Raw genomic sequence first — 25,923 nt, 5'->3', positions numbered from 1 at the left:
TATAGTGCTGGCACTTGGCGCCATTGAGCCAGACCCGACCACAGAGGTTCTTAACAGAAACCATGACACAGACTATCGAACATCTGATCGCAGCCGAGCTCAATGCTCGCCCGCAACAAGTCGAAGCCGCTGTACGCCTGCTGGATGAAGGCGCGACCGTGCCCTTCATCGCCCGTTACCGCAAAGAGGTGACCGGCGGTCTGGACGACAGCCAGCTGCGTACCTTGGAGAGCCGCCTCGGCTACCTGCGCGAACTGGCGGATCGCCGCCAGGTGATCCTGCGCTCCATCGAGGAGCAGGGCAAACTGACCCCCGAGCTGACCCGCGAGCTGAACGAAGCCGACAGCAAGACCCGGCTGGAAGACCTCTATCTCCCCTACAAACCCAAACGCCGCACCAAGGGGCAGATGGCCATCGAGGCGGGGCTGGAACCGCTGGCAGACCTGCTGCTGAGCGATCCGATGAAAGAGCCCGAGCAGGAGGCGGTTCGCTTCCTCAACGCCGAGCAGGGGATCACCGACAGTAAAGCGGCTCTCGATGGCGCACGCTACATCCTGATGGAGCGCTTTGCCGAGCAGGCCGACCTGCTGGAGAAGCTGCGCGACTACCTGTGGCAAAACGCTACCCTGCGCGCCCGCGTGGTGGCTGGCAAGGAGCAGGAAGGGGCCAAGTTCAAGGACTACTTCGAGCACGACGAACCGCTGCACAAGGCCCCCTCCCACCGGGTGCTGGCCATGCTGCGCGGTCGCAACGAGGGTGTGCTCAATCTGGCGCTGGTCGCGGGTGACGATGAGGGTGCCAGCCCCTGCGAGGGGATTATTGCCCATCACCTCAAGCTCAACCTGCAAAATCGCCCGGCCGACAAGTGGCTGCAAGGGGTGGTGAGCTGGACCTGGAAGATCAAGCTATCTCTCCAGATGGAGACCGAACTGATCGGTCGCATCCGCGAGTCAGCAGAGGACGAGGCGATCAAGGTATTCGCCATGAACCTCAAGGATCTGCTGATGGCGGCTCCGGCCGGCATGCGTTGCACCATGGGGCTGGATCCCGGCATCCGTACCGGCGTCAAGGTGGCCGTGGTCGATGCTACCGGCAAGCTGGTCGACACCGCGACCATCTATCCGTTCGAACCCAAACGCCAGATCGACCAGAGCCTCAAGACCCTGAGCGAGCTGTGCCAGAAGCACAAGGTCGAACTCATCAGCATTGGCAACGGCACCGCCTCTCGGGAGACCGACCGCCTGGTAAGCGATCTGTTCGAACGCTATCCGGCCGCCAAGGCTCAGAAAATTGTAGTAAGCGAAGCGGGAGCCTCGGTCTATTCCGCCTCCGAACTAGCCTCTCTGGAGTTCCCGGATCTCGACGTCTCACTGCGCGGCGCCGTCTCCATCGCCCGCCGTCTGCAGGATCCGCTGGCCGAGCTGGTCAAGATCGATCCCAAGAGCATAGGTGTGGGTCAGTACCAGCACGATGTCGGTCAGAGCCAGTTAGCCCGCCGGCTCGATGCCGTGGTCGAGGATTGCGTAAACGCGGTCGGGGTGGATGTGAACACCGCTTCGGTCGCCCTGCTCAACCGGGTTTCCGGCCTCTCCCAGACCCTGGCCCAGAACATCGTCGCCTACCGCGACGAACACGGCGCCTTCCAGAATCGTCAGCAACTGCTGAAAGTGAGCCGGCTCGGCCCCAAGGCATTCGAACAGTGTGCCGGCTTCCTGCGCATTCGTGGCGGCAGCAACCCGCTGGACGGCTCGGCGGTACACCCGGAATCCTACCCTGTGGTAGAGCGGATCCTCGCCAGGCTGGAACAGACCGTGGATAGCCTGCTCGGTAACAGCAGCCTGCTGCGTACCCTCAAGCCTGCCGACTATACCGACGAGCAGTTCGGTGTGCCCACCGTCACCGACATCATAGGTGAACTGGACAAGCCGGGCCGCGACCCGCGACCTGAGTTCAAAACCGCGACCTTCAAGGAAGGGGTGGAGAAAATCAGCGATCTGGTGCCCGAGATGGTGCTGGAGGGGGTGGTCACCAACGTCACCAACTTTGGCGCCTTCGTCGATATCGGCGTCCATCAGGACGGCCTGGTGCACATCTCCTCTCTCACCGACCGCTTCGTCAAGGATCCCCGCGAGGTAGTCAAGGCCGGTGACATAGTGAGAGTGAAGGTGCTGGAGGTGGACGTGCCGCGCAAGCGGATCAGCCTGACCATGCGCCTTGACGAAAAGGCAGGTCAGCCGGCACGCAAACCGGCCGAGCCGCGCCACTCCGGCAACGCCAAGCCGAAACCGGCTCCCCGGCAGAGTGCTCCGACCGAGGGAGCCATGGGCAACGCCTTCGCGGCGGCCCTCTCCAAGCTGAAGAAATAAGCTCCCCAGAAATGCAAAAAGCCCCGCCAGGGGCTTTTTTGTCACTGTTACTCGGCGTTATTGGGCCAGTGCGGCAAGAATGGCGTCAGCCTCCTGATGGGCTGCCAATACCTCCCGCAGCCGGTTGAAGGCCTTGCAGGCCTCCTGCGGGTATTTGCCGTAGGAGACCACACCTGTGTGGCTCCAGCCTGCAGCAAGCATCACTTTCTTCTTGAAACTGGTGCCCTCGGTGCCACCACCACCCAGCTGCATCAGAAATTGCTCCATCTGCAGATGGGCCGGCGGTACACGGGAGAAGGTAGTGAAATCTTCCGGTTTGACTTCATCGAAATGCATGACAGCTCCTGTAAAAATAGGATGGGCCTGATCTTCAGGTTAGTTGCAAAAATGGGGTGTGCTGCCGAAAGTTGCTGGCACTGCGTCAGATGCGCAGACTAAGTGACTGGTTTGCAGCCGGGCTCACAGACTGCTGATAGCGGTTGGCGATCACCTGATTGCGCTTGTCCATGTAAGCGCTCAGCACCCCGTCCGCACTATTGCTGCGTTCGGCTATCAGCTCTTTGCGCGCTTTGGCTTCACTGGCAGCCGCACTGCGCGCAACCGACAGATCCTGAGCTGATGGCTCGGCAGGAGCCAGCGCTGCCGAACGGATTTGCTGCATCTTGGTGATGGTAGCGGCAGGATCACCGGGCACTGCGCTGGTATCGATCTCGACTTCACCACCGGTCGCATAGCGCTTGCCATCCGGCCCCTGAGTAAACTGGAAGGTTGGCATTCCCGCATAGCTACCGCCGGCAGAGTGGTGCGCCTGTTCATGGGTGCGCACCTCCTGATCCCGATCGGCCAGATCCTGAACCTGTTGCTCGTGCCGCCTTTGCTGTTCCTGCTCTTTATTATTTGGATTATTTGGGTCTTGTTGCTTGCGCTGACCGTCCTCCCCCGTCGCTTCGACAAAACGGTGGTCGAGGGGATTCTGCACGGTGGATTGATTGCCTTCCCGGCTGCTCTGGGTGGCAGGGTTGGTGTTGGTCGCCTGACCGGCTTTGGATTTTTCTTTCTGGGAGCCGACTTCAGATTCGGCAACGGAAGCCTGGCTCGAGCGAGCCTGCGGGATCAGTTCTGCCCGGCGATTATCCGTCCGAGCCGCTTCCACCTGAGGTTGCAGCTGCGTCGGAATAAGGGGGGGTAGACTGACATTGATGTTCATCTCACACCCGGATGTCGATCAGGGTTCCCATCATGTCGCTGGCAGTTTTCATCACCTTGGCGGAGGCCCCGGCTTGCAGCTCGGCAGACTTGAGGTTTATGAGCTCGTCCGGCACTTGCACCTGATCCCCGCTTGGCGTGTTGAGACGGGCAAGCTGGCCGGATGCCCGATCGGCAACCTGCTCGGCTCGCTGGAATCCCTGCAGGCCACTGTTAAAGGCGGATTCAATACGCATGGCGTTACTCCTCTGATCACAGCTTAATTATCCGCCAGACCAGAGGATTAATGAAGCTTTGCGGCTATTTTTTAGCCAACAAAATCTCGAAGGATTTCAATGAATTCGTCAGGATGAGAAATAAAAGGTGCATGTGAGGCCTTGCTGAAGGTGACACTTCGACTAGCAGGATAGCGTTCATCCAGCAGAGGAATGGCTGCTTTGGGCACAAGTGAATCCAGCCGACCATAGATGCGCAGCCAGGGCAACGCCAGGGATACCAGGTCATCGCGCAGATCAATATCAGCCAGCAAACCGAGCCCCGCCTCCAGTGCTGCGAACTCGGGAGCAGGTCGTTCCGCAAGCCAGTGCCGCAGCTGGCGGATATCATCCCGGGCATGTTCGCTGCCCATCGCCTGGATCGCCAGAAAGCGCTCTATGGTCTGGCGAAAATCCCCCGCCAGCATCTGGTTGAAACCGGTCAGCACCTTGGGGGCAATTCCGGGCCACTCGTCCCGTGCCATAAAGCAGGGAGAGCTGGCTACCGTGATCAGGGAGTGCAACCGCTCGGGATGAGTCAGCGCCAGCTGGCTCGCCACCAGACCTCCGAGTGACCACCCCACCAGATGACACTTCTCTGGCAACACGGTGGCGACCTGCTCCGCCAGCCATGGCAGGTTATAGTCGACCCCCTCGGCCAACGGGCTGTTGCCAAAGCCGGGCAGATCCACCAGATGAACCCGGTAATGTACCGCCAGCTGCTGGGCGATGCCGTGCCACACTGCGCCGTTCATACCCCATCCGTGCAACAGCACCAGATCGGGTCCCTGACCAAACTGCTCTACCGATACGCTCATCTAGACTCAAGATCCCTGTTCATGCTCTTGGGGTCAGCATGTTAAAGCGCCTGCTTGCCAAAGCAAGTCCACTGTTCGGCAGCCACGCCGACTGGCAGGGAAGCTGCCTGCTCTGTCGGCAGCCTTGTGATGAAGAACCTTTGCTATGCAGCTGGTGTCGGAACGCCCTGCACCAACCGCGACAGCGCTGTCGACTCTGCGCCGCCCCGCTGCCGGAAGAGATACAGACCGGGGTAGTATGCGGCCGCTGCCAGCGCAGGCCACCGCCGTGGGAGCGACTCCAGGTGATCGGTGACTATCAGCCACCCTACCCGGCCCTGATCCCGCGCCTGAAGTATTCGGGACAAATCCTGCTGGCCCCCCTGTTGGCCCGTTTGCTGGCAGATCATCTCGATTGCGATGACCTGCCGGAGGCGATTATTCCCGTCCCTCTACACTGGTGGCGTCAGTGGTGGCGCGGCTTCAACCAGGCGGAGGAGATCGCCAGTCACCTGAGCCAGCTAACCGGAATTCCTTGCGATAACCGGCTGCTGCGCAGGATCAGAGCGACGCCACAGCAGACCAAGCTCAGCGCAGGGCAGAGACGGCGCAATCTGCGCGGCGCATTTCACATTGCGCCACACCACTATCGCCATATCGCCCTGCTCGATGACGTGGTTACCACCGGCGCCACCGCCGGCCAGCTCACCCGCCTGCTTCATGAGAGCGGGGTCACAAAGGTGGAGGTCTGGGCCATCTGCCGCACCCAGAGGCATCTCAAGTAGCCATCGGCATGCTACCCAAGCCTTGCTAACCGCGTTATCATGAATACCCTAGTCGTACACTCAGGTTTATGAGGATAGTGATGATCAGCATTTCCGACGCCGCCCAGGCCCATTTCCGTAAACTGCTGGAAAAACAGCCTGATGGCACCAATATCCGGGTGTTTGTGGTCAATCCGGGAACCCAGAATGCCGAGTGTGGCGTATCGTATTGCCCACCCGATGCCGTGGATCCGGAAGATCAGCACCTGCCTTTCAGCGGTTTCGACTGCATGGTCGATCCCCTGAGCGCCCCCTTCCTGGTGGATGCCACCATCGATTTCGTGACCGATCAGATGGGCTCCCAGCTCACCCTGAAGGCGCCGAACGCCAAGATGCGCAAGGTTGCCGACGATGCACCGCTGATCGAGCGCATCGAGTACACTCTCATCTCCGAGGTGAACCCCATGCTGGCCGGTCACGGCGGCAAGGTGACCCTGACCGAGCTGACTGAAGATGGCTACGCCATTCTGCAGTTTGGCGGCGGTTGCAACGGCTGCTCCATGGTCGATTACACCCTGAAAGAGGGTATCGAGAAGCAGCTGCTGGAGAAATTCCCGGGCGAACTCAAGGGTGTCAAAGACGCCACCGAGCACCAGCGCGGCGACCACTCCTACTACTGATTTGTTGCCCTTGCGGCGCAAAGAAAAGGCCCCGCCATCCGGCGGGGCCTTTTGCATGGGCAATCGGCAGATTACTCGTCCTTCTTGTCGCGCGACAGCAGGGCGATGGCGGCCTCTTTCGGGTTTTTCCCCTCGTAGAGCACCTTGAAGATCTGTTCGCAGATGGGCATCTCGACGCCGCAGCGCGCCGCCAGCAGATGCACCTCCTTGGTGTTGCGATACCCTTCCACCACCTGACCGATCTCGGTCATGGCGGTATCGACATCTTTACCGGCGCCAAGCGCCAGTCCGAAGCGACGGTTGCGCGACTGGTTATCGGTACAGGTGAGCACCAGATCCCCGAGCCCGGCCATCCCCATAAAGGTTTTGGCATCGGCGCCGAGCGCGGCGCCCAGACGTTGCATCTCCACCAGACCCCGGGTGATGAGCGCGGTTCTGGCATTGGCGCCAAAACCCAACCCGTCGGAGAGACCGGCACCGATAGCGATGACGTTCTTCACTGCCCCACCCAGTTGCAGACCGACGAAATCCGGATTGGTATAGACCCGGAACGAGCGGCCACAGTGCAGCAGATGGGAGAGATCATCGGCGAAATCATCGTGAGTCGAGGCGACCGAGATGGCGGTCGGCATACCGGCAGCCAGCTCCTTGGCGAAGGTGGGGCCGGAGATGACCGCCAGCGGCATCTCGTCACCCAGCACCTCGCGGGCCACATCCTGCAGCAGGCGGCCGCTGTCAGGCTCCAGCCCCTTGGTGGCCCAGGCGATACGGGTATCGGGGCGCAGGAAGGGTTTTACCTGAGTCAGCACCTGGCCGAATACGTGGCTCGGCACAACCAGCAGCAGTACGGGGGCAGCCTGTACCGCACGTTGCAGATCCGCAGTCAGCTGCAGATCAGCAGGAAAAGGGACATCCGGCAAAAATGCCTTGTTGCAACGATCCTGTTCCAGCTCGGCGACATGGGCGGGGTCATGACCCCACAGCAGGGTCGGATGACCGTTGCGCGCCAGAGAAATGGCAAGGGCGGAGCCGTAAGACCCCGCCCCCAGGACCGAGATAGCGATCTGGTCAGCCATTATCAGGCTTCCGCAGTCGCCTGCTGGGCCTGAGCTTGCGCCATGTGCTGGGCAAACAGGGCATCGAAGTTGACCGGTGCCAGGTTCAGCTGCGGGAAGGAACCCTTGCTCACCATGTTGGCCACGGCTTCGCGGGCATACGGGAACAGGATGTTCGGGCAGAAGGCAGCCAGGCAGTGGGCCAGTTGCGGCTCCGGCAGGTTGCCGATGGTGAAGATACCGGCTTGCTGAACTTCGCACAGGAAGGCAGTTTCGGTTTCCAGCTTGCAGGTGACGGTCAGGGTCAGCACCACTTCGTAGACGCTGTCAGCCAGGATGTTGGTCTTGGTGTCCATATCCAGCTTGACGTCCGGCTGCCACTCTTTCTGGAAGATGTGCGGGGTGTTGGGCGCTTCGAAAGAGACATCCTTGGTGTAGACACGCTGGATGTGGAATTCCGGTTGTACTTCCTGGTTGTTGATCTCGTCAGCCATTTCGTTTGCTTCCTTTTATATGGATAAGTGGGCACAGGCCCTGCTTGAATCAGCGTTAATCAGCGCTTCTTGGTGACCGGCAGATTTTCTGCACGCCACTGGGCCATGCCACCGCCGAGCACATATACCTGCTGGAATCCGGCCTTGCTCAGTTGACGACCTGCGCCGCCCGCAGTCATTCCCGACTCGCACACCACTATGATGGGGGCATCTTTATGCTTTTCAACCGGGCCCAGGTTATTGCTCTGGATCTGGGTGAGGGGCAGGTGCTGGGCACCGGCCAGATGGCCCTTGGCGTACTCTTCCTGACTGCGAATATCCACCACGGTGGCGTTTTCACGGTTGATCAGCAGGGTCGCGGTGTGGTTGTTGACGGTTTTTACCGGAGAGAAACGGGCACGCACAGTGGTGTAAACCAGAGTGCCTGCCAGGCCGAACCAGGCTGCGGTCAGCAGCGGGTTGCGAGCCGCGAAATCCAAATACTCTTGCATCTTCTACTATCCAGGGATCAAGACAAGGGCCCGAGTATACATGGGGGAATAGCCAAGATCAGCCATCTTGGCGGGAAAGCGCGAGCAGGCTCCCATCACGATTCGGTATGTTGCGCCCCTGAAACGGCGCTGTGCGGAGCCGAGGGGGTCGCCCTTGGCTATCAGGTGACTATTTCGGCAGATGTAGTAATATTACGCTAGTTTCATTTCCCGCATTTTTTCCAATCCGAGAGGACATAGTCTTATGTCAACAGCTAAGAAACCTTTGGTTCTGGTCATCATGGACGGTTGGGGCTACAGCACCAAGCAGGAGTTCAACGCCGTCGCTGCCGCCAAGACTCCCAACCTCGATCGTCTGGCCCGTGACTACACCAGCACCCTGATCTCCGGCTCCGGCCTGGACGTAGGTCTGCCGGATGGCCAGATGGGCAACTCCGAAGTGGGCCACGTCAACATCGGTGCCGGTCGCATCGTCTATCAGGAGCTGACCCGCATCTCCAAAGACATTCAGGACGGCCCCTTCTTCGAGAACGTGGAGCTGGCCAAGGCTGTTGACGCTGCCGTGAGCAACGGCAAAGCCGTCCACATCATGGGTCTGATGTCTCCGGGTGGCGTACACAGCCACGAAGAGCACATCATGGGCATGATCGAGATGGCCGCCAAGCGTGGCGCCGAGAAGATCTACTTCCACGCCTTCCTGGATGGTCGTGACGTACCGCCGCGCTCCGCCCAGTCCTCCATCGAGCTGTTCGACGCCCTGTTTGCCAAGCTGGGCAAGGGCCGTTTCGCCTCCATGATCGGCCGTTACTACGCCATGGACCGCGACAACCGCTGGGATCGCGTGCAGCAAGCCTATGACCTGATGACCCAGGGCAAGGGCGAGTTCACCGCCGAAAGCGCCACCGAAGCACTGGCTGCCGCCTATGCTCGCGACGAGAACGACGAGTTCGTCAAAGCCACCCGTATCGGTGAAGCTGCCCCGATGGTTGACGGCGATGCGCTGATTTTCATGAACTTCCGTGCCGACCGCGCTCGTGAAATCACCCGTGCCTTCGTTGACACCGACTTCACCGGTTTCGCCCGTGCTGCCCAGCCGAAGCTGAACTTCGTGATGCTGACCGAATACGCGGCCGACATCAAAACCGCCTGCGCCTACCCGCCGACCGCTCTGGTCAACACCCTGGGTGAGTGGCTGGCCAAGCAGGGCAAGACACAGCTGCGCATCTCCGAAACCGAGAAGTACGCTCACGTCACCTTCTTCTTCAACGGTGGCGAAGAGGCCTGCTTCACTGGCGAAGATCGCGAAATCGTCGCCAGCCCGAAAGTGGCTACCTATGACCTGCAGCCAGAAATGAGCTCCGAAGAGCTGACCGACAAGCTGGTTGCTGCCATCAAGAGCGGCAAGTACGACGTCATCATCTGTAACTACCCGAATGGCGACATGGTTGGTCACACCGGTGTGTTCGATGCCGCAGTCAAAGCCTGTGAAGCCGTTGACCACTGCATCGGTCGCGTCACTGACGCCCTGGCCGAAGTGGGTGGCGAGTGCCTGATCACTGCCGACCACGGCAACGCCGAGAAGATGATGGACGAAGAGACTGGTCAGGCTCACACCGCCCACACCAATCTGCCAGTTCCGCTCATCTACTTCGGTCGTAAAGCCGAGGTTGCCGAGGGTGGCAAACTGTCCGATCTGGCCCCCACCATGCTGACCCTGATGGGTCTGCCGGTGCCGCCGGAAATGACTGGCAAGCCCCTGATGATTCTGAAATAATCCTTCCCCATGCGGGGATGCGAAGTTATTTCACCAAAAACCAGTCGCGTCGGCCTGTTGGCCGGCGCGCTGTTTTTTTGCCTGTCGTTTGGCGCCAGCAAACCGGTTTTGGCCGCCAATCAGCAGCTGGGCGCCATGCAGTCCCAGATCAAGGAACAACAGCAGACCATCAAGCTCAGCAAACAGGAGCTGGCCAAGCTCAACGCCCAGCTCAAAGCTGACGAGCAGGCCATCTCGGCCGCTGCCGCCAAGCTCGATGAAACCAGACAGCAACTCAAGCAAAACCAGCAGAAGCTGGCCAATCTGCAAAAAGACAAGCTGGCGCTGGAGCAACAAGCCAAACATCAGAAGCAGCTGCTGGCCAAGCAGGCGGAAAGCGCCTTCACCGCCGGCAGTCACGATTACCTCAAACTGCTGCTCAATCAGCAGGATCCGGCCAAACTGAGCCGCTCCCTCGACTACTACGACTACCTCAACAAGGCGCGCATCGAAGCCATCGAGGCGCTGCGTGCCACCCGTGACAAGCTGGCGAAAAACCAGCAAGCCACCAAAGAGACCGAAAGCAAGCTGCAAGCCCTGCTGAGTGAACAGCAGGAGCACCACCAGACCCTGCTGGCCAGCCAGCAGAGCCGGGCCAAGGTGCGCAACCAGCTGCAGCAGTCGGTCGAGGATGACGAACAGAAGCTGACCCAGCTGGTCAAGGCGGAGAAAGCGCTGAAGGCCCGACTGGAAGAGCTGCGTCGCAAACGGGAAGAGCAGGAGCGCCGCGAACGGGCCGAACGGGAGCGGCTGGCCAAGCTGAAGGCGGAACAGGAGCGTCAGCGCCGTCTGGCGGAACAGCGCCGTGCCGAACAGCAGCGTCAGGATCAGGCGAGCCAGCAGGAGGTCGCCAGCACCAAGCCGGAGCGCGGTTCCGGCATCAGCAGCGCCGGCCACTACACCGGGCTCAAAACCAACGGCAGCCTGCGCTGGCCGGTACAGGGGCCGATCCTCATCGCCTACGGCTCGCCGCGCACCGCCGAACTGAAGTGGAAAGGCACCCTGATCGGCGCCAGCGAAGGAACCCAGGTCAAGGCGGTCGCCCCGGGTCAGGTGGTTTACGCCGACTGGCTCGACGGCTTCGGTATGCTGCTGGTGATCGACCACGGCAGCGGCTACATGAGCCTCTACGGTCACAACCAGTCGCTGCTGCGTCAGGTGGGCCAGAATGTGGAACAGGGCGAACCGGTGGCGCTGGTCGGCGACAGCGGCGGACAGGACAGGCCCGGCCTCTACTTCGAGATCCGCTATCAGGGCGAGGCGATCAACCCGACCAAGTGGCTGGGCAAGCGCTCGTAACGCCGCGCACCAGCCCACATCAGCCAAAAGCCTGCCCTGCGCAGGCTTTTGTCAATCAAGGGGAAAAAGCTCCTCCCCTCTTTGGTGAAAAATTACATATTTTTCAGTCAGCTCAGGGGAAGACGATCAAACCGACCTGCTCCAGCAGTGTCTGCTGCTGATCCTCGTTAATCATCACCCCCTGCAGATCGATCCGGCGCAGATCCAGCCCCGGCAGATCGCACTGGCGCAGGTCGCAACCCTGCAGGCTGAAGCTGCTCCAGTCGATCTGGCCAAACTCGGAACCACTGAGGTCAGACCCTGCCAGCGAGGCGCCGAACAGGTTGGCCCCCTGCCAGCGGTTGCCACTGAGCTCGCACTTCTCCAGCAGGCAGCCTTCGAAACTGGCATAGCTGAAGTTGTTACCGGTCAGGTGCGCCTCGCAGAAGTAGCTTTTGGCGGTGATCCGGTTGGCAAAGCTGGCGTGGGCAAAGTTGATGCCTACCGCCTGACAGTCGCGCAGCTCCAGCCCCAGACACTGGCTGCGACTGCAATCGACCATGGTGAGATCGCAGCGCAGAAAGCTCGCCTCACGCAGATCGCAACCCTGCATCAGACAGCTCTGCTCGCTCTCCCGATCGTAGAAGCTGCAATCGACGAAGCGGCTCTCGCCAAGATCGAGCCAGGAGAAGTCACAGCCGATAAAACGACACTCCGAGAAGTGCTCCCCCTCCACCTCCTCCTGCGTGAAACGCACCTGTGCGAACTGCTTGCCTTTTACCATCGGAAATCTGCCTCTTTACGGTTTCATATGCTGACTTTCGCCGCCAAAAACGGTAATGTTACAAGTAACATTCATCCTGGATACCGTCATGAGCCCCACTCGCAAGCGCCGCCCCACCCTGCAGGATATCGCCGACCTGACCGGGGTCACCAAGATGACCGTCAGCCGCTATCTGCGCGATCCGCAGACCGTAGCCGAGGGCACCCGCGAGCGGATCGCCGCGGCGGTGGAGGAGCTGGGCTATATCCCCAACCGGGCGCCGGACATTCTCTCCAACGCGACCAGCAGGGCGATCGGTATCCTGATCCCTTCCCTCTCCAACCAGGTCTTCTCGGCGGTGATCCACGGCATCGAAGCGGTGACCCGACCGGCGGGCTACCAGACCCTGCTCGCCCACTACGGCTACAGCCCGGAGCGGGAGGAGGAGCAGATCGCCTCGCTGCTCTCCTACAACGTGGATGGCCTGATCCTCTCCGACAGCCGCCACACCGAGCGCACCCGCAAGATGATCGCCACTGCCGGCATTCCGGTGGTGGAGACCATGGATCTCCCCCCCGACCCCATCGACATGGTGGTCGGCATGGATCACAAGGCGGCCGCCCGGGCCATGGTATCAGAGATGCTGCGCCGGGGCCGACGTCAGGTGGTCTATCTCGGCGCCCGTCTCGACGTGCGGACCCAGCTGCGGATGGAGGGCTACTATCAGGCGATGCAGGACTTCGGCCTCACCGGCCAGCACCTGCTGACCGAGCAATCCTCCACCTTTACCCTCGGCGGAGAACTGCTCGATCAGGCGCTGGCGCGCTACCCCGACCTCGACGGCATCTTCTGCACCAACGATGACCTGGCCGTCGGCGCCCTGCTGCAGTGTCAGAGCCGCTGGATCCCGGTGCCGCAACAGATTGCCATCGCCGGTAGCAACGCCCTCGACATCGGTCATGCAATGACCCCCAAGCTGGCCAGTATCGTCACCCCCCGCGAAGAGATCGGCCGCGAAGCGGCCACCATGCTGCTCGCCCGCCTCGGCGGCAAACCGCCAGCCGAGAGCCGCAAGGATATGGGCTTCACCCTCTATGAGGGGGAAAGCCTCGGCTGATCCCTTGCCATCATGGCGCGTTGGCCCGTCATGATGGCGCATCCTGCCACCACTTCTCACCATCCTCTGCTCTATGCTGGCCCGGCATTCCAGCCACATGTCAGGAGCAGAAGATGAACAACACCGAACGATTGCAAGCCTGCCTGCAGCGCGTTGTCTGCGATCCCCGCTTTACCCTGGCCGAGCTCGACCAGTGGTTCACCCCGGATTACTGCCAGCAGGTGAACGGCGAGCAACTCGACTACGCCGCCTTTCGCCAGCACATTGCGACGCTCAGAGATCATCTGGCCGAAGCCACCATCGAGTTTGTCGCCACCATCGCGCAAGGGGACAGGGTGCACTCGACCCATGTGGTACGAGCCACCCGCCACGATGGCGCCCCGCTGGTCTGCAAGGTGAGCGGTCTCTTCACCTTTCGCGACGGCAAGATCTGCCAGACCGACGAGGTGACCTGCCTGCTGAGCGGCTGCGAGCAGGATGCCGACATAGGTTCACGACGCTGAGTCGCGCCCGGCGAAACGCTGGAGCGCGCGGGAGAAGGCGGCGGGGTCTTCGTAACCGAGCAGGTCGGCGATCTGCACCGATGTGACCCCCTGATACTGCAACTGGCGGGCCCGCCCCATCACCACCTGCTCGCGCCACTGGCGGAAGGTACAACCCAGCTGCTGGAAGAAAAGCCGGTTGAGAGTGCGCAGCGAAGCGCCGCAATCCACGGCCAGCTCGGCAAGCGTGGTGTTGATGGAGGGAGCCTGACAGAAGCGCTCCAGCACCCGCAGCAGGCGCGGGTCGAGGTTGGCCGCCAGCGCAGGCTGGGCCGCTTGCGGGGCAGCTCGCGCCAACTCGTGGCCAATCACCGTCAGATAGGCCTCCCGCTCGGCCCCCTCCTCCAGCTCGCTGAGGCGGGCAAAGAGGCCGGCCAGCAGCGGTGTCACCTGGCGCAGGCCAAAAGGGGCTGATGCGGACGATAGGGTGTAGATAAGCGAGAGGCGAGAGTGGCGCAGTACGCGAAACTCGTGCTCCCAGCCCGCCGGAATAAAGCAGAGCTGGCCGGCAACCAGCAGCTCGCTGGCAGCACCGCCGGTGATAACGCCGCCACCGTCGTGCATGTAGCAATACTGGGCCTGCGGATGGCAGTGCAGCGGAGTGAAGTGCCCTTGCGGGCAGGAGCGATGGAGAAAAGACATGTCGGCCAGCCGGATAAGAAACCGACCACGACCATAAGGGAGCAGACGGCACCCTGTAAATGGCTTTTCCGCCGTCAGAATGGCCAAAAGAAGCAGGCCACCCGAGGGTGACCTGCTCGATTTATCTACACGACTTGCGCTTAGCGTTTAACCAATTCAACCGCTTCGCGGGAGAGGCGAGTCACCTCTTCCCAGTTACCGCTCTTGACCGCATCGGCCGGCAGCATCCAGGAGCCGCCGACGGTGGCCACGCACTTGAGTGCCAGATAGTCGGCCACGTTTTTCGGGCCGATACCGCCGGTCGGGCAGAACTTCACCTGGGGCAGCGGCGCGGCAATGGCAGAGAGCGCCTTGGTGCCGCCGTTCGCTTCGGCCGGGAAGAACTTCAGATGGTCGTAGCCCGCTTCCAGCGCCTGCATCACTTCAGACGGAGTAGCCACACCCGGGATCAGCGGTGCGGTGCTCTTGGCCGCGTGGGCCAGCAGGGCCGGGGTCATCCCCGGGGAGATGACGAAGCGGGCACCGGCGGCAACGGCGGCGTCAAACTGCTCGCAGTTGAGCACGGTACCGGCACCGACCATGGCATCCGGCATCGCCTTGGCGATAAGGGCAATGGCATCGAGCGCCACCGGGGTGCGCAGGGTGATTTCGAAGACAGAGATGCCGCCATCGAGCAGCGCCTTGGCCATCGGCAGGGCCTGATCCAGCTCGTTGATAACCATCACGGGTACCAGCGGGGAGGCGGCAAACACCTCGGCCGGGGTCACTTTCCAGTTCTGCATAGCTCTTCCTTAGTCAAAGATGGTGGCGCCACACTCGGCGCTCGATACCGCGCGACGCATCACGCTGAACAGTTCACGGCCCCACCCCTCTTGTTCCGGAGTGAGGTCAATCTCGGCCTGGGTACGGCCACTCAAATCGGTCAGGCAGTCGAGGCTGCCGTTTACCGCGTCAACCCGCAGCAGATCGCCATCGGCAAGCAGGCCAATGGCCCCGCCGTGCAGCGCTTCCGGGGTGACGTGGATGGCGGCCGGGATCTTGCCGGAGGCACCGGAGAGACGGCCATCGGTGACCAGCGCCACCTTGTAACCCGCCTTCTGCAGGTTGCCGAGCACCGGCATCAGCTTGTGCAGCTCCGGCATGCCGTTGGCGGCCGGGCCATTGTGGCGCACCACGATCACGGCGTCCTGATTGAGATCGCCCGCCTTGTAGGCCGCTTCCACCGCATGCTGGGAGGAGAAGACCCGCGCTGGCGCCTCGATGACGCGATACTCGGGAGCCACGGCGGAGACCTTGACCACGGCGCGGCCCAGATTGCCTGCCAGCAGCTTGGTGCCGCCGGTGGCCTGGAATACGCTGCCGGAAGGCGACAGCACGCTCGCATCGCCGCTCTCACCGACCGGCTGCCATACCAGCTGGCCATCAACCAGTGCCGGACGGCTGAGGTAATCCTGCATCTCGCCAAAGACCGGAGTGGCATCCATGTGGATCAGCCCCTCTTCGGCCAGACGGCGCATCAGGCCGGGCACGCCGCCCGCCTGTTCGAAGGCGTTGACGTCGGCCGGGCCGTTCGGGTACATGCGAACCAAGAGCGGCACCACGTCGGAGAGATCGCTGATGTCATCCCAGGTCAGTACCAGACCGGCTGCGCGGGCCAGCGCCACCATATGGATGCTGTGGTTGGTGCTGCCGCCGGAGGCGAGCAGGGCCACCAGACCGTTGACCAGCGAGCGCTCATCCAGCACTTCGCTCAGCGAGCGATAGGCGGGGGAGCCCGGGATCATGGCGCTGATGCGGCGTGCCGCCTCAACGGTCAGGGCATGGCGCAGCTCGCTGTGCGGGTGGACAAAGGCGGAGCCCGGCAGCATCAGGCCCATGGCCTCAAACACCAGCTGATTGGTGTTGGCGGTACCGTAGAAGGTGCAGGTGCCCGCCGCATGGTAGGCGCCGCACTCCATCTGCAGCAGGGCGTCGCGGCCCACTTCACCGGCGGCGTACTGCTGGCGAACCTTCACCTTCTCGTCGTTGCTGATACCGCTCGCCATCGGGCCGGCAGGAACAAACGCCGTCGGCAGGTGGGCGTGGGAGAGGGCCCCCATGATCTGGCCCGGGGCGATCTTGTCGCAGATGCCGAGCAGCAGGGTAGCATCGAAAGTGTTGTGAGAGAGCGACAGCGCGGTTGCCTGAGCGATCAGGTCGCGGGAGAAGAGGGACATGTCCATCCCCGGCTGACCCTGAGTCACGCCGTCGCACATGGCGGGCACGCCGCCAGCAACCTGAGCACTGTGGCCAAGTTCGGCCAGCGCGCCCTTGATGATGTCCGGATAGCCCTGATAGGGCTGATGGGCACTCAGCATGTCGTTGTAGGCGGTGACGATGCCGACGTTGGCACGGGTCATGTCGAGGATGCGACCCTTCTCGTCACTGCTGCAGGCGGCCACGGCGTGGGCCAGGTTGCCGCAGGCCAGTGCGGCGCGGGTCTTGCCCTGCTCGGCCTGACGCTGGATGCGGGCCATAAAGGCCTGACGGCGGGTGGCACTGCGCTCGCGGATGCGGGCAGTGACGTCGGAAATTACCTTATGAATCATTGGGCTTGCTCCAATGCTGTGACGGCGCGGTCAACCACCTGTTCGAAGGTGCCGTCTATATCGATGTGGAATACACCAGCTTCGCCATCCGGGCGCTCCAGAGTATCGAACTGACTTTGTACCATGCTTTCACGCATGAAATGGCCCTTGCGGGCACGCATCCGCTCGAGGATCAGCGGCTGGCTGCCATCGAGGAAGATGAAGCTGACCGACTCGTTGCCTTCGCGGATCTGGTCGCGGTACTTCTTTTTGAGGGCGGAACAGACGATGATACCGGTCTCGTTCTTCTGCTCGAGACTGTAGGCGGCGTCGCGGATCCGCTCCAGCCAGGGGGCGCGATCCTCATCGTTGAGGGGGTTGCCGCCAGCCATCTTCTGAATGTTGGCCTTGGGGTGGAGATCATCACCATCGATGAACTTGGCGCCCAGCGCTTCTGCCACCTTGAGGCCCACGCTGGATTTACCGCTGCCACATACACCCATCACGATAATGCACTTACCCGCCATAATTTGACCTCTGTCCCACTTTTCAAAAAACCAGCTGTTGATGGGTTCTAATCTAGCACGTTACCGGTAACATGTTACCGGTAACGATTAAAAATGTGAAGTCTGCCACAGACTGAGCAAACCCATAGTCACCTGGGCATATGATGTTGAGCCCTTGCCATAAATCTAAATAAATCATAAAGATATGGTTTGTCGACGGATCGACAGGGTGTCACTACCGTACTTGGATTAAGGAACGCATAACAATGTCTGACCTCTCCCTGATCATGACGGCCGCCGGCTCGATTGTGCTGCTGCTCTTCCTGGTGATGAAGGCTCGTCTGCACGCCGTCGTCTCCCTCATTCTGGTCTCCATGGTGGCCGGTCTTGCCGCCGGCATGAACCCGGCCGACATCGCCGCCACCATCCAGAAAGGGATGGGCGGCACCCTCGGCTTCGTTGCCGTGGTGGTGGCGCTGGGTGCCATGTTTGGCAAGGTGATGGAAGTGACCGGCGCTCTCGACCGGGTGGCTCACACCCTGCTCGGCAAGTTCGGCGTCAAGCGCGCCAACTGGGCCATGGCCCTGACCGGCTTTGTCTGCGCCCTGCCGCTCTTCTTTGACGTGGCCGTGGTGCTGCTGATCGGTGTCGCCTTCGCCATCGTCCGTCGTGGCGGCGGCAGTGTGGTGAAGATCGGTATCGCCCTGCTGGCGGGTATCGCCACCTGTCAGGCCTTCCTTATTCCGGCGCCGGGCCCGATCCTGGTCGCTTCCCAGCTGGGTGCCGACTTCGGCTACATGATCCTGTTCGGCCTGATCGCCGCCGTACCGGCGCTGATCCTGGCTGGCCCGCTGTTCGGTGACTTCATCAGCAAGATCGTCGATGTGCCGCTGCCCGCCGATGCCCAGAACAGCGTCCACGATGACAGCAAATCTCTGCCCTCCTTCGGGCTGGCCATGGGCCTCATCGGCCTGCCGCTGCTGCTGATCGGCCTCAAGACCATCGTCGGTCGCTTCGTCGAGGCGGGCTCCACCCTGCACAACTGGCTGGAGTTCATCGGTCACCCCTTCACCGCCATCATGGTCGCCTGTCTGGCCGCCTTCTATCTGCTGGGTATTCGCCGCGGCATGTCCCGTGACGAGGTGATGAGCGTCTGCAACAGCGCCATCCAGCCGGCCGGCGTCATCATTCTGGTTACCGGTGCCGGTGGCGTGTTCAAGCAGGTGCTGGTTGATTCCGGCGTGGGTGCCGCCCTTGGCAACATGCTGGCCGACTCCGGTCTGCCCATCGTCGCACTGGCCTTCATTCTGGCCGCCGCGGTACGGGTGATTCAGGGCTCCGCCACCGTCGCCATGCTGACCGCCTGCGGTCTGGTGCTGCCGATGCTGGAGCCGCTCGGCCTGAACGGTGCCCAGCTGGCTGCCGTCACCATCGCCATCGGCGGCGGTGCCATCGTGCTCTCCCACGTCAACGACTCCGGTTTCTGGCTGGCCAACCGCTACCTCGGCCTCTCCGAGAAGCAGACCCTGCAGACCTGGACCGTGATGGAGACCATCATCGGCACCACCGGCGGCGTGATGGCGATGATCATTTACAGCTTCCTCTGATCACCGTCGATACGCACAAAAAAGGCCTCACTTGTGAGGCCTTTTTCATCTTTCTGACGATTCTTTCTTTGGCTGAGAGGGCGAGATTGCTAGAATCGCCTATTCATCGCTCCGAGTGGAACGCTTAACCCCGTGATTTCAGGTCTCTCTATGCATTCATCGGCCCATTATCGACAACTGCTGACACGCCTGCCCCAGATCGCCGTCGCGGCAGACCAGTTTGAAGTGCTCTACAGCGCCAAGGATTTCAAGCGCCGCATTCTTGCACTCATCGCCAGTGCTACCCAGCGCATCTATCTGGTCGCGCTCTATCTGCAGGATGACGACGCGGGTCGCGAGATCCTCACCGCCCTCTACGAGGCCAAGCAGCGCAACCCGGCTCTCGACGTCAAGGTGTTCGTCGACTTCCACCGTGCCCAGCGCGGCCTGATTGGCAAGGGCAAGCAGGGTGGCAACCACCTGATGTATCAGGAGATGGCTGCCCGCTACGAGCACAAGATCGAAATCTACGGCGTACCGGTGAAGGGGCGCGAGCTGCTCGGCGTGCTGCACCTCAAGGGCTTCATCTTTGACGATGCGGTGCTCTACTCCGGTGCCAGCCTCAACGACATCTACCTGCACCAGCAGGATCGCTACCGCTTCGACCGCTATCACCAGATCATCAGCCCGGAGCTGGCCCGCAGCATGGTCAACTACGTGGATGACCTGTTCGTGAAGAGCGACGCCGTGCAGCGGCTGGATCGCAGCGACGTGCCCAGCGCCAAACAGCTGAAAGGGCCGATCCGCCGCTTCAAGCTGAGCCTGCGTCAGGGGCAGTACCGCTTCGCCACCATGCCGGTCAACACCCAGGAGGTGGCCATTACCCCGATGGCGGGTCTGGGCAAGCGCAACAACCAGCTCAACCAGATGATCCGCAATCTGGTGCGCTCCACCGAGCGGGAGATCTTCATCTGTACCCCTTACTTCAACCCGCCCAAGGAGTTGAGCAAGGATATCGAGGATCTGCTGCAGCGCGGCTGCAAGGTAACGATTGTGGTGGGCGACAAGACCGCCAACGACTTCTTCATCCCGCCGGAGGAGAAGTTCTCCACCATCGGCGGCCTGCCCTATCTCTACGAGACCAACCTGCGCAAGTTTGCCGAGCGCAACCAGCATCACATCGATGATGGCCGCCTCAACCTGATGCTCTGGTGTTGCGAGCGCAACTCCTACCATCTCAAGGGGATCTTCGTGGATGACGAGTGGGCCCTGCTCACCGGCAACAACCTCAACCCGCGCGCCTGGGCGCTGGATCTGGAGAACGGCCTGCTGGTGCACGATCGTCGCCACCACCTGCGTCCCCAGTTCAATGCCGAGCGGGAGAACATTCTGGCCAACACCAAGCGGATCAGCCACTTCGATCAGGTAGAGCAGATCCACGACTACCCGGAGCAGGTGCGCAAGCTGCTGGGACGGATCCACCGGGTCAAGGCCCATCTGCTGCTCAAGCGGATCATCTGACCCAGGGGCGCGCAGCGCCCACCCAGCCCAACGGCAATCAGACCAAGGCCTCCCGTTTTCGGCAGGCCTTTGTTATATCCGCCATCTCCCCCGCGTTGGCGACCCAGCCAGCAGCAACTCGGCTTGCATCGGCCCCTCAACAACCCCTATCATCTGGACATATTTACAGTGTTTTCGGGCATCTAATTGATGAAATTGGATAAAATTCCTCTCGACAGCCTCAAGGGTGTCGGCAGCAAGATGCAGGAGAAGCTCGAGCGGCTGGGTCTGGCCACGGTACAGGACCTGCTGTTCCACCTCCCCCTGCGCTACGAGGACCGCACCCAGGTGTGGCCCATCGGCGATCTGCCGCCCGGCCTGCACGGCGCCGTTGAGGGGGAGATCCAGGACACTCAGCTGGTGATGGGGCGCCGTCGCATGCTGGTCTGCCGTATCAGCGATGGCACCGGCACCCTCACCCTGCGCTTCTTCAACTTCACCGCCGCCCAGAAGAACAGTCTGGCGACGGGCCGCCTGATCCGCTGCTTTGGCGAGGTGCGCCCCGGCAAATACGGGCTGGAGATGGCCCACCCCGAGTACAAGCTGCTCGGCGAGGAGCAAGCCGGCCAGACCGAAGAGGCGCTCACCCCCGTCTACCCGACTACCGAAGGGCTGCGCCAGCTCACCCTGCGCAACCTCACCGATCAGGCGCTGGCCCAGCTCGACCTTTATGGCGTCGAGGAGCTGCTGCCCGCCGGCCTCTATCCCCACCAGATTGAGCTGGCCGCTGCTCTGAAGCTGCTGCATCGTCCACCCCCCTCGGTGGCGCTGCCGCTGCTCGAAAGCGGTCAACATCCGGCCCAGCAGCGGCTGGTGCTGGAGGAGCTGCTGGCTCACAACCTCTCGGTACTCAAGGTGCGCGCTCAGGCACAAACCCAGCTGGCCCGCGCCCTCAAACCGGCTCCCGAGCTGGTTGAACAGCTGCTCGGCGCCCTGCCGTTCAAGCCCACCGGCGCCCAGAGCCGGGTGGTGGCCGAGATAAGCAAGGATCTGCAACAGAGTCACCCCATGATGCGGCTGGTGCAGGGTGACGTAGGCTCCGGCAAGACCCTGGTCGCAGCGCTGGCCGCCCTGCAGGCCATCGGCAACGGCTGTCAGGTGGGCTTGATGGCGCCGACCGAGCTGCTGGCGGAACAGCACGCCATCAACTTCGCCAAGTGGCTGGAGCCGCTCGGCATCGGAGTCGGCTGGCTGGCCGGCAAGCAGAAAGGCAAGGCGCGGGAAGAGGCGCTGGCCGCCATCGCCGATGGCAGCGTCAAGATGGTGGTGGGCACCCACGCCATCTTTCAGGAGCAGGTGGTGTTCCAGCGTCTGGCGCTGGTCATCATCGATGAACAGCACAGATTCGGGGTTCATCAGCGCCTCGCCCTGCGCGAGAAAGGGGAGCGGGAGGGGGTGCATCCCCATCAGCTCATCATGACCGCTACCCCCATCCCCCGCACCCTGGCGATGACCGCCTATGCCGACCTCGACACCTCGGTCATCGACGAGCTGCCGCCAGGCCGAACCCCCATCACCACGGTAGCGCTGCCCGACAGCCGTCGCGGCGACGTGATCGAGCGGGTCAAACTCGCCTGCACCGAGGGCAAGCAGGCCTACTGGGTATGCACCCTGATCGAGGAGTCGGAGGTGCTGGAGTGTCAGGCCGCCGAGGATACCGCCGCCGAGCTGCAGAACCTGCTGCCCGGCCTGCACATCGGGCTGGTACATGGCCGGATGCGCCCGGTCGAGAAACAGCGGGTGATGGAGGAGTTCAAGGCAGGCATACTGCAACTGCTGGTCGCCACCACCGTCATCGAGGTGGGGGTGGATGTGCCCAACGCCAGCCTGATGATCATCGAGAACCCGGAACGGCTCGGGCTGGCGCAGCTGCACCAGCTGCGCGGCCGGGTCGGACGCGGAGCGGTAGCCTCGCACTGCGTGCTGCTCTATCATGCCCCCTTGTCCAAAACGGCCCAGAGCCGGCTCGGGGTGCTGCGTGAGACCAACGATGGCTTCCTCATCGCTCAGCGCGATCTGGAACTGCGCGGCCCGGGGGAACTGCTCGGCACCCGCCAGACCGGTCTGGCCGATCTCAAGATCGCCGATCTGGTGCGGGATCAGCCGCTTATTCCACAGGTACAGAAGATGGCGCGCTTCCTCATGGATAGGCATCCGAGTCATGTCGAACCCTTGATACGGCGCTGGCTTGGCTTACGGGATCACTATTCCAATGCCTGACCTGCGGAATCACGCTGCCAACACCTGATCACTCAACCAATACAGGAGGAAAGCACTTATGAATTCCTGGCTACGCGGCCTGCTCTACACCTTTGCCTTCCTGCTGCTCTTTGTCTGGGTTGCCCTCGGTCTGTTCGACGCCGAGCGAGCCAAAGGCCCCATCGCCAGCTGGATCAGCCAGCAGACCGGCGTACCGGTCACCATAGGGCGACTGGTATTCAACCCGCTCCACCCCTACACCCTGCTGGCGGATCAGGTGCGCTACGGCGATGCCGTCTCCCTCGACAAGATCTATCTGGAGATAGAGAGCATCGACTGGCTGAGCCGCGATGTGCGGATCGCCCATCTCGACCTCATTCGCCCCGCCATCAAGCTGCCGCTGCCCAACCAGCTGCCCAGCCTGCCGGTGCACTCCCTCTCCATCGGTGACAGCACCATAGACAGGCTAAGCCTTGAGAGCGACGGGCTGACCCTGCGCGGCCTCAACGCCACCCTGAGCGACTGGGATCTGATCGATCCGAAACGCCAGCCACAAGCCAACCTGACCCTCAACATCGGCCAGCTGGAGACACCACAGTTCACCTTCGCCCGTCTCAGCCTGAAAGGGCGGCTGGAGGGAGAGGTACTGCGCAGCGACAAGCTGGTGACCAACCTGTTTGACGGCCTGCTGGAGAGCGGCATGGTGCTCGACTGGCCGGCACGAACCCTAGAACTGCACGATCTCAAGGCGCGCGGCATGCGGGTCGAGCTGGGGGATCTGGCACAGCACCAATTCCCGCTGCGGCAGGTGTCGCTGGATCGCGGCCAGTTCGACCAGGTGAGCATCAACTCCATCGAGCAGGAGCTCTCCTTCAACAACTTCAGTGGCCAGCTCACCGCCTTCAACTGGCAGGCGGGCAACCAGCCCACCGGCTATCTGAGCGGCACCCTGGGCGACATGGGCCGCGGCCTGTTCCAGCTGGAGGGGATCAAGGGCAAGCTCGCCTTCTCACCCCAGCAGCTCGACGGCGAACTGCAGGGCAAAGCCTATGAAGGGGAGTTCAATGTCGAGCTCTCCCTCGATACCCAGCAGCAGAAGCTGACCCTGAAAGACGTGGCGCTGAGCGGCATGGATATCAGCCTGCCGCAGGGTTGGTGGCAGGATTGGCAGGGCTGGCGCCCGCAGCAGGTGGATATCCGCAAGCTGGCGTTCGACAAGCTCAAGGTGCTCTCCTTCGACGATTCAATCCCTCTGTCGCTGACCGGCTGGCAGCTCTACCTGAGCGATCTCGCCCTGCGTGGCAATCAGCCCGGCCCGCTGCTGGGCCGTGCCCGTATCGAGAGCAAGTGGTTCGAGCTGGTATGGGATGGCCTCAGCGCCCGCAACGGTGAACTGGATGGCGAGCTGACCCCCAGCTCCTGGCAACTGGGCAAGCTCACCAGCTCGCTGCCGGATGAGGGCAGCCTCAGCATGAGTGGCCAATGGGCGCGCGAACCGGGCCAGAGCAGCACCCTGCAGTTGAAGGCGACCAAGCTCGATCTGGAGCAGTGGGGCAAGATGTTCGGCTCTCCTGTCTCCTTCTCCGGCAAGGCAGATCTGAGTGCCGACCTGCAGGCGGAGCACGGCAGCGCACCGGGTGAGTGGCGCAGCACCCTGCAGGGCAGTTTCGCCCTCGACGCCAACGAGCCCTTCTGGGACAAGGTGAAGATAGACCCGCTGCTGGATCAGTGGTTCAAGCAGGCAACGGCGCCGGCGCTCAATCCGGATCAGCTGTGGCAGGCGATGCAGGGTGGCGATACCCCCTTCTACCGCGTCAGGGTGCAGGGCAAGATCGACAAGGGACAGCTGCAGCTCGACCAAGCTGGCGCCTCCACCATCACTCACCTGCTGGGTGCACAGGGCGGCATCGATCTGGTCAAGGAGCAGTGGCAACTCGATCTGGGAGTGCTCAACGGCAACCGCTGCGCCGAGCTTATCGGCCAGTGGCGCGGCCCGCTCACCGCGCCCACTCTGAGCTGGGACTTCAAACAGAAGCCGGATGGCTGCGGCTGGGAGACCGGGGTGCGCTACCCGCCGCAGGGTAACAGTGCGCCACTCTGGCGACCGGCTCCGGCGCCAAAAGCCCAAGCCCAAGCCCAAGCCCAAACCGAGCAGACGACCAACAGTCAGCAAGAGTAAAAACAGACAAGGCCTCATAATGAGGCCTTGTTTGTTTTGTGGCGGAGCGCGCTGCCGTTAATGGCCCGGCCGCTTGACCGGCTGCACCACGTAATGACCGAGGAACTCCGCCGCCAGCTTGCTGCCACTGAACAGCTGGATCTTGAGGCTGAAAGTCGCAGGCTCGCCCCGTTTGAGCGGCTGCAGCACGGCAGGCATCCCCTCGCGGGCAACCCGCGCCTCCGGCTCCTCATCGACCGAGCCATGATATTTGATGGTGCTCTCGGCCAGCACCGGTTCGCCCACCAGCCCCTCTTCTTTAAGTTGCAGCCAGATCAGCCCCCAACCCGCCAGCACACACTGGCTGTAGACACTGCCGGCAAACATGCTGCCGTGCACGTTGAGGTTGGCCGCCAGATTGGCCTTGAGGTGGAAGGTCTGGCCATCGTAGTGGCTGATGTGCATTCCCATCTTCTCGCTGATGGGCACCCCGCGCGACCAGCGGGTGGTGAGATCCTGACACCACTCCGGCCGATACTGGATAGTCTGCAACGGGCTCAGGGATTTGATCATCTGGCGATGGGGAATGCGGCCAAAGGAGACGGGGCCGCCCCCCACTTCGAGAAAACCGCACTTGCGATAGAACTCCACCGCCTCCTGACGGGCGTTCATCACCAGCCGTTTCACCTTCTCGCTGCGGGCCAGCTGCTCGAGATCCTCCACCATCTTGGCGCCCAGCCCCTGGCCGCGATATTCGGGACGCAGCGCCATAAAGCGGATCTGCGCCTCGTCACCGCCGATAAAGAGGCGCCCCACTGCGATGGGGGTGCCGTCGGGCGCCAGCATCAGCCGGTGAATGGCAACGGTGTCGTATTCGTCCCGCTCGGAACCGACGGGCAGATTGAAGGGTTTACGCAGAAGTTCCCAGCGCAACTGGTAATAGGCATCCAGCTCGGCGGCTGTCTGAGGGGTGACTACCCGATACATAGTTTCATCCTTGAGTTTGCGCCGACTGGCAGATGGAAGGGCTTACACAGACGTTTCCAGCGCAGCTTGCAGTAAGTACCCGGCTCGGCTGCCGTTTG

At 62.0% G+C, this 25,923-nt stretch carries 24 protein-coding genes; 11 read left to right on the top strand and 13 right to left on the bottom strand.

What is annotated here, in order from left to right; genetic code table 11:
* The first annotated feature begins 62 nt into the window (after positions 1 to 62).
* Positions 63 to 2,366: a Tex family protein gene (locus BS300_RS16325; RefSeq protein ID WP_071914027.1), complete on the top strand. Its 2,304-nt coding sequence runs from the start codon at positions 63 to 65 to the stop codon at positions 2,364 to 2,366.
* A gap of 57 nt (positions 2,367 to 2,423) precedes the next feature.
* On the opposite strand, the gene BS300_RS16320 is transcribed toward BS300_RS16325, so the two are convergent.
* From BS300_RS16320 to bioH, 4 genes are all read right to left on the bottom strand, one after another.
* A complete protein-coding gene (locus BS300_RS16320) occupies positions 2,424 to 2,702 on the bottom strand; it encodes a hypothetical protein (protein ID WP_033115592.1) in 279 nt (92 codons plus the stop codon).
* 85 nt (positions 2,703 to 2,787) lie between these two features.
* On the bottom strand, positions 2,788 to 3,573 hold the full coding sequence (locus BS300_RS16315) for a putative metalloprotease CJM1_0395 family protein (protein WP_071914025.1): 786 nt from the start codon (positions 3,571 to 3,573) through the stop codon (positions 2,788 to 2,790).
* 1 nt (position 3,574) lies between these two features.
* Complete coding sequence (locus BS300_RS16310; RefSeq protein ID WP_041209715.1) at positions 3,575 to 3,808, bottom strand: flagellar hook protein FlgE; 234 nt, start codon at positions 3,806 to 3,808, stop codon at positions 3,575 to 3,577.
* Between the two features lie 71 nt (positions 3,809 to 3,879).
* Positions 3,880 to 4,644 carry a pimeloyl-ACP methyl ester esterase BioH gene (bioH, locus tag BS300_RS16305; RefSeq protein WP_071914023.1) on the bottom strand — a complete coding sequence of 255 codons (765 nt, stop codon included), beginning with the start codon at positions 4,642 to 4,644 and terminating at the stop codon, positions 3,880 to 3,882.
* A 38-nt stretch (positions 4,645 to 4,682) separates the two neighbouring features.
* Between bioH and BS300_RS16300 the strand changes: the two genes are divergently transcribed.
* On the top strand, positions 4,683 to 5,408 hold the full coding sequence (locus BS300_RS16300) for a ComF family protein (protein ID WP_071914021.1): 726 nt from the start codon (positions 4,683 to 4,685) through the stop codon (positions 5,406 to 5,408).
* 80 nt (positions 5,409 to 5,488) lie between these two features.
* Complete coding sequence (gene nfuA / locus BS300_RS16295) at positions 5,489 to 6,067, top strand: Fe-S biogenesis protein NfuA (RefSeq protein ID WP_033115597.1); 579 nt, start codon at positions 5,489 to 5,491, stop codon at positions 6,065 to 6,067.
* 71 nt (positions 6,068 to 6,138) lie between these two features.
* On the opposite strand, the gene gpsA is transcribed toward nfuA, so the two are convergent.
* The 3 genes from gpsA to BS300_RS16280 are packed head-to-tail and all read right to left on the bottom strand — an operon-like array spanning position 6,139 to position 8,107.
* Positions 6,139 to 7,143 carry an NAD(P)H-dependent glycerol-3-phosphate dehydrogenase gene (gpsA, locus tag BS300_RS16290; RefSeq protein ID WP_042029482.1) on the bottom strand — a complete coding sequence of 335 codons (1,005 nt, stop codon included), beginning with the start codon at positions 7,141 to 7,143 and terminating at the stop codon, positions 6,139 to 6,141.
* Positions 7,144 to 7,145: 2 nt separating this feature from the next.
* Positions 7,146 to 7,616: a protein-export chaperone SecB gene (gene secB, locus BS300_RS16285; protein ID WP_033115599.1), complete on the bottom strand. Its 471-nt coding sequence runs from the start codon at positions 7,614 to 7,616 to the stop codon at positions 7,146 to 7,148.
* 59 nt (positions 7,617 to 7,675) lie between these two features.
* On the bottom strand, positions 7,676 to 8,107 hold the full coding sequence (locus BS300_RS16280; protein WP_033115600.1) for a rhodanese-like domain-containing protein: 432 nt from the start codon (positions 8,105 to 8,107) through the stop codon (positions 7,676 to 7,678).
* A gap of 244 nt (positions 8,108 to 8,351) precedes the next feature.
* On the opposite strand from BS300_RS16280, the gene gpmM reads away from it, so the two are divergent.
* A complete protein-coding gene (gene gpmM, locus BS300_RS16275; RefSeq protein ID WP_071914019.1) occupies positions 8,352 to 9,881 on the top strand; it encodes a 2,3-bisphosphoglycerate-independent phosphoglycerate mutase in 1,530 nt (509 codons plus the stop codon).
* Between the two features lie 9 nt (positions 9,882 to 9,890).
* On the top strand, positions 9,891 to 11,219 hold the full coding sequence (gene envC, locus BS300_RS16270) for a murein hydrolase activator EnvC (protein ID WP_041209720.1): 1,329 nt from the start codon (positions 9,891 to 9,893) through the stop codon (positions 11,217 to 11,219).
* Positions 11,220 to 11,331: 112 nt separating this feature from the next.
* On the opposite strand, the gene BS300_RS16265 is transcribed toward envC, so the two are convergent.
* Entirely contained in the window at positions 11,332 to 11,982 is a 651-nt protein-coding gene (locus BS300_RS16265) for a Qnr family pentapeptide repeat protein (protein ID WP_071914016.1), read from the bottom strand.
* Positions 11,983 to 12,070: 88 nt separating this feature from the next.
* On the opposite strand from BS300_RS16265, the gene BS300_RS16260 reads away from it, so the two are divergent.
* Together BS300_RS16260 and BS300_RS16255 are read left to right on the top strand one after the other, a co-directional pair.
* On the top strand, positions 12,071 to 13,078 hold the full coding sequence (locus BS300_RS16260; protein WP_033115604.1) for a substrate-binding domain-containing protein: 1,008 nt from the start codon (positions 12,071 to 12,073) through the stop codon (positions 13,076 to 13,078).
* A gap of 113 nt (positions 13,079 to 13,191) precedes the next feature.
* On the top strand, positions 13,192 to 13,581 hold the full coding sequence (locus BS300_RS16255; RefSeq protein ID WP_071914014.1) for a nuclear transport factor 2 family protein: 390 nt from the start codon (positions 13,192 to 13,194) through the stop codon (positions 13,579 to 13,581).
* On the opposite strand, the gene BS300_RS16250 is transcribed toward BS300_RS16255, so the two are convergent.
* From BS300_RS16250 to BS300_RS16235, 4 genes are all read right to left on the bottom strand, one after another.
* On the bottom strand, positions 13,570 to 14,262 hold the full coding sequence (locus BS300_RS16250) for an AraC family transcriptional regulator (protein WP_071914012.1): 693 nt from the start codon (positions 14,260 to 14,262) through the stop codon (positions 13,570 to 13,572). The genes BS300_RS16255 and BS300_RS16250 overlap by 12 nt on opposite strands.
* A 140-nt stretch (positions 14,263 to 14,402) precedes the next feature.
* A complete protein-coding gene (locus BS300_RS16245) occupies positions 14,403 to 15,044 on the bottom strand; it encodes a bifunctional 4-hydroxy-2-oxoglutarate aldolase/2-dehydro-3-deoxy-phosphogluconate aldolase (RefSeq protein WP_005342660.1) in 642 nt (213 codons plus the stop codon).
* Between the two features lie 9 nt (positions 15,045 to 15,053).
* The gene (gene edd, locus BS300_RS16240) at positions 15,054 to 16,850 is read right to left on the bottom strand and encodes a phosphogluconate dehydratase (protein ID WP_071914010.1); all 1,797 of its coding nucleotides are present in this window, start codon (positions 16,848 to 16,850) and stop codon (positions 15,054 to 15,056) included.
* Positions 16,847 to 17,356, bottom strand: a complete 510-nt coding sequence (locus BS300_RS16235) for a gluconokinase (RefSeq protein WP_005340649.1) — start codon at positions 17,354 to 17,356, stop codon at positions 16,847 to 16,849. Before BS300_RS16235 ends, edd begins: the two co-directional genes overlap by 4 nt.
* Positions 17,357 to 17,601: 245 nt before the next feature.
* On the opposite strand from BS300_RS16235, the gene gntU reads away from it, so the two are divergent.
* The 4 genes from gntU (at position 17,602) to BS300_RS16215 (ending at position 24,859) form a co-directional block, all read left to right on the top strand.
* Complete coding sequence (gene gntU, locus BS300_RS16230; RefSeq protein ID WP_041209725.1) at positions 17,602 to 18,942, top strand: gluconate transporter; 1,341 nt, start codon at positions 17,602 to 17,604, stop codon at positions 18,940 to 18,942.
* Between the two features lie 150 nt (positions 18,943 to 19,092).
* Positions 19,093 to 20,442: a CDP-diacylglycerol--serine O-phosphatidyltransferase gene (pssA, locus tag BS300_RS16225; protein WP_019445053.1), complete on the top strand. Its 1,350-nt coding sequence runs from the start codon at positions 19,093 to 19,095 to the stop codon at positions 20,440 to 20,442.
* Positions 20,443 to 20,631: 189 nt separating this feature from the next.
* The gene (gene recG, locus BS300_RS16220; protein ID WP_071914008.1) at positions 20,632 to 22,701 is read left to right on the top strand and encodes an ATP-dependent DNA helicase RecG; all 2,070 of its coding nucleotides are present in this window, start codon (positions 20,632 to 20,634) and stop codon (positions 22,699 to 22,701) included.
* 58 nt (positions 22,702 to 22,759) lie between these two features.
* Positions 22,760 to 24,859 (top strand): AsmA family protein, encoded by a 2,100-nt coding sequence (locus BS300_RS16215; protein WP_071914006.1) that lies wholly within the window; start codon positions 22,760 to 22,762, stop codon positions 24,857 to 24,859.
* A gap of 57 nt (positions 24,860 to 24,916) precedes the next feature.
* Here the strand turns inward: BS300_RS16215 and BS300_RS16210 are convergent, their stop codons facing one another.
* Positions 24,917 to 25,825, bottom strand: a complete 909-nt coding sequence (locus BS300_RS16210; RefSeq protein ID WP_071914004.1) for a bifunctional GNAT family N-acetyltransferase/hotdog fold thioesterase — start codon at positions 25,823 to 25,825, stop codon at positions 24,917 to 24,919.
* Positions 25,826 to 25,923 lie beyond the last annotated feature (98 nt).

The sequence above is a fragment of the Aeromonas sp. SCS5 genome (assembly GCF_001887375.1).
GTDB lineage: Bacteria > Pseudomonadota > Gammaproteobacteria > Enterobacterales > Aeromonadaceae > Aeromonas > Aeromonas jandaei.
Note: the sequence above shows the minus strand (reverse complement) of the source record. Positions and strands in the feature narration are given on the sequence as shown.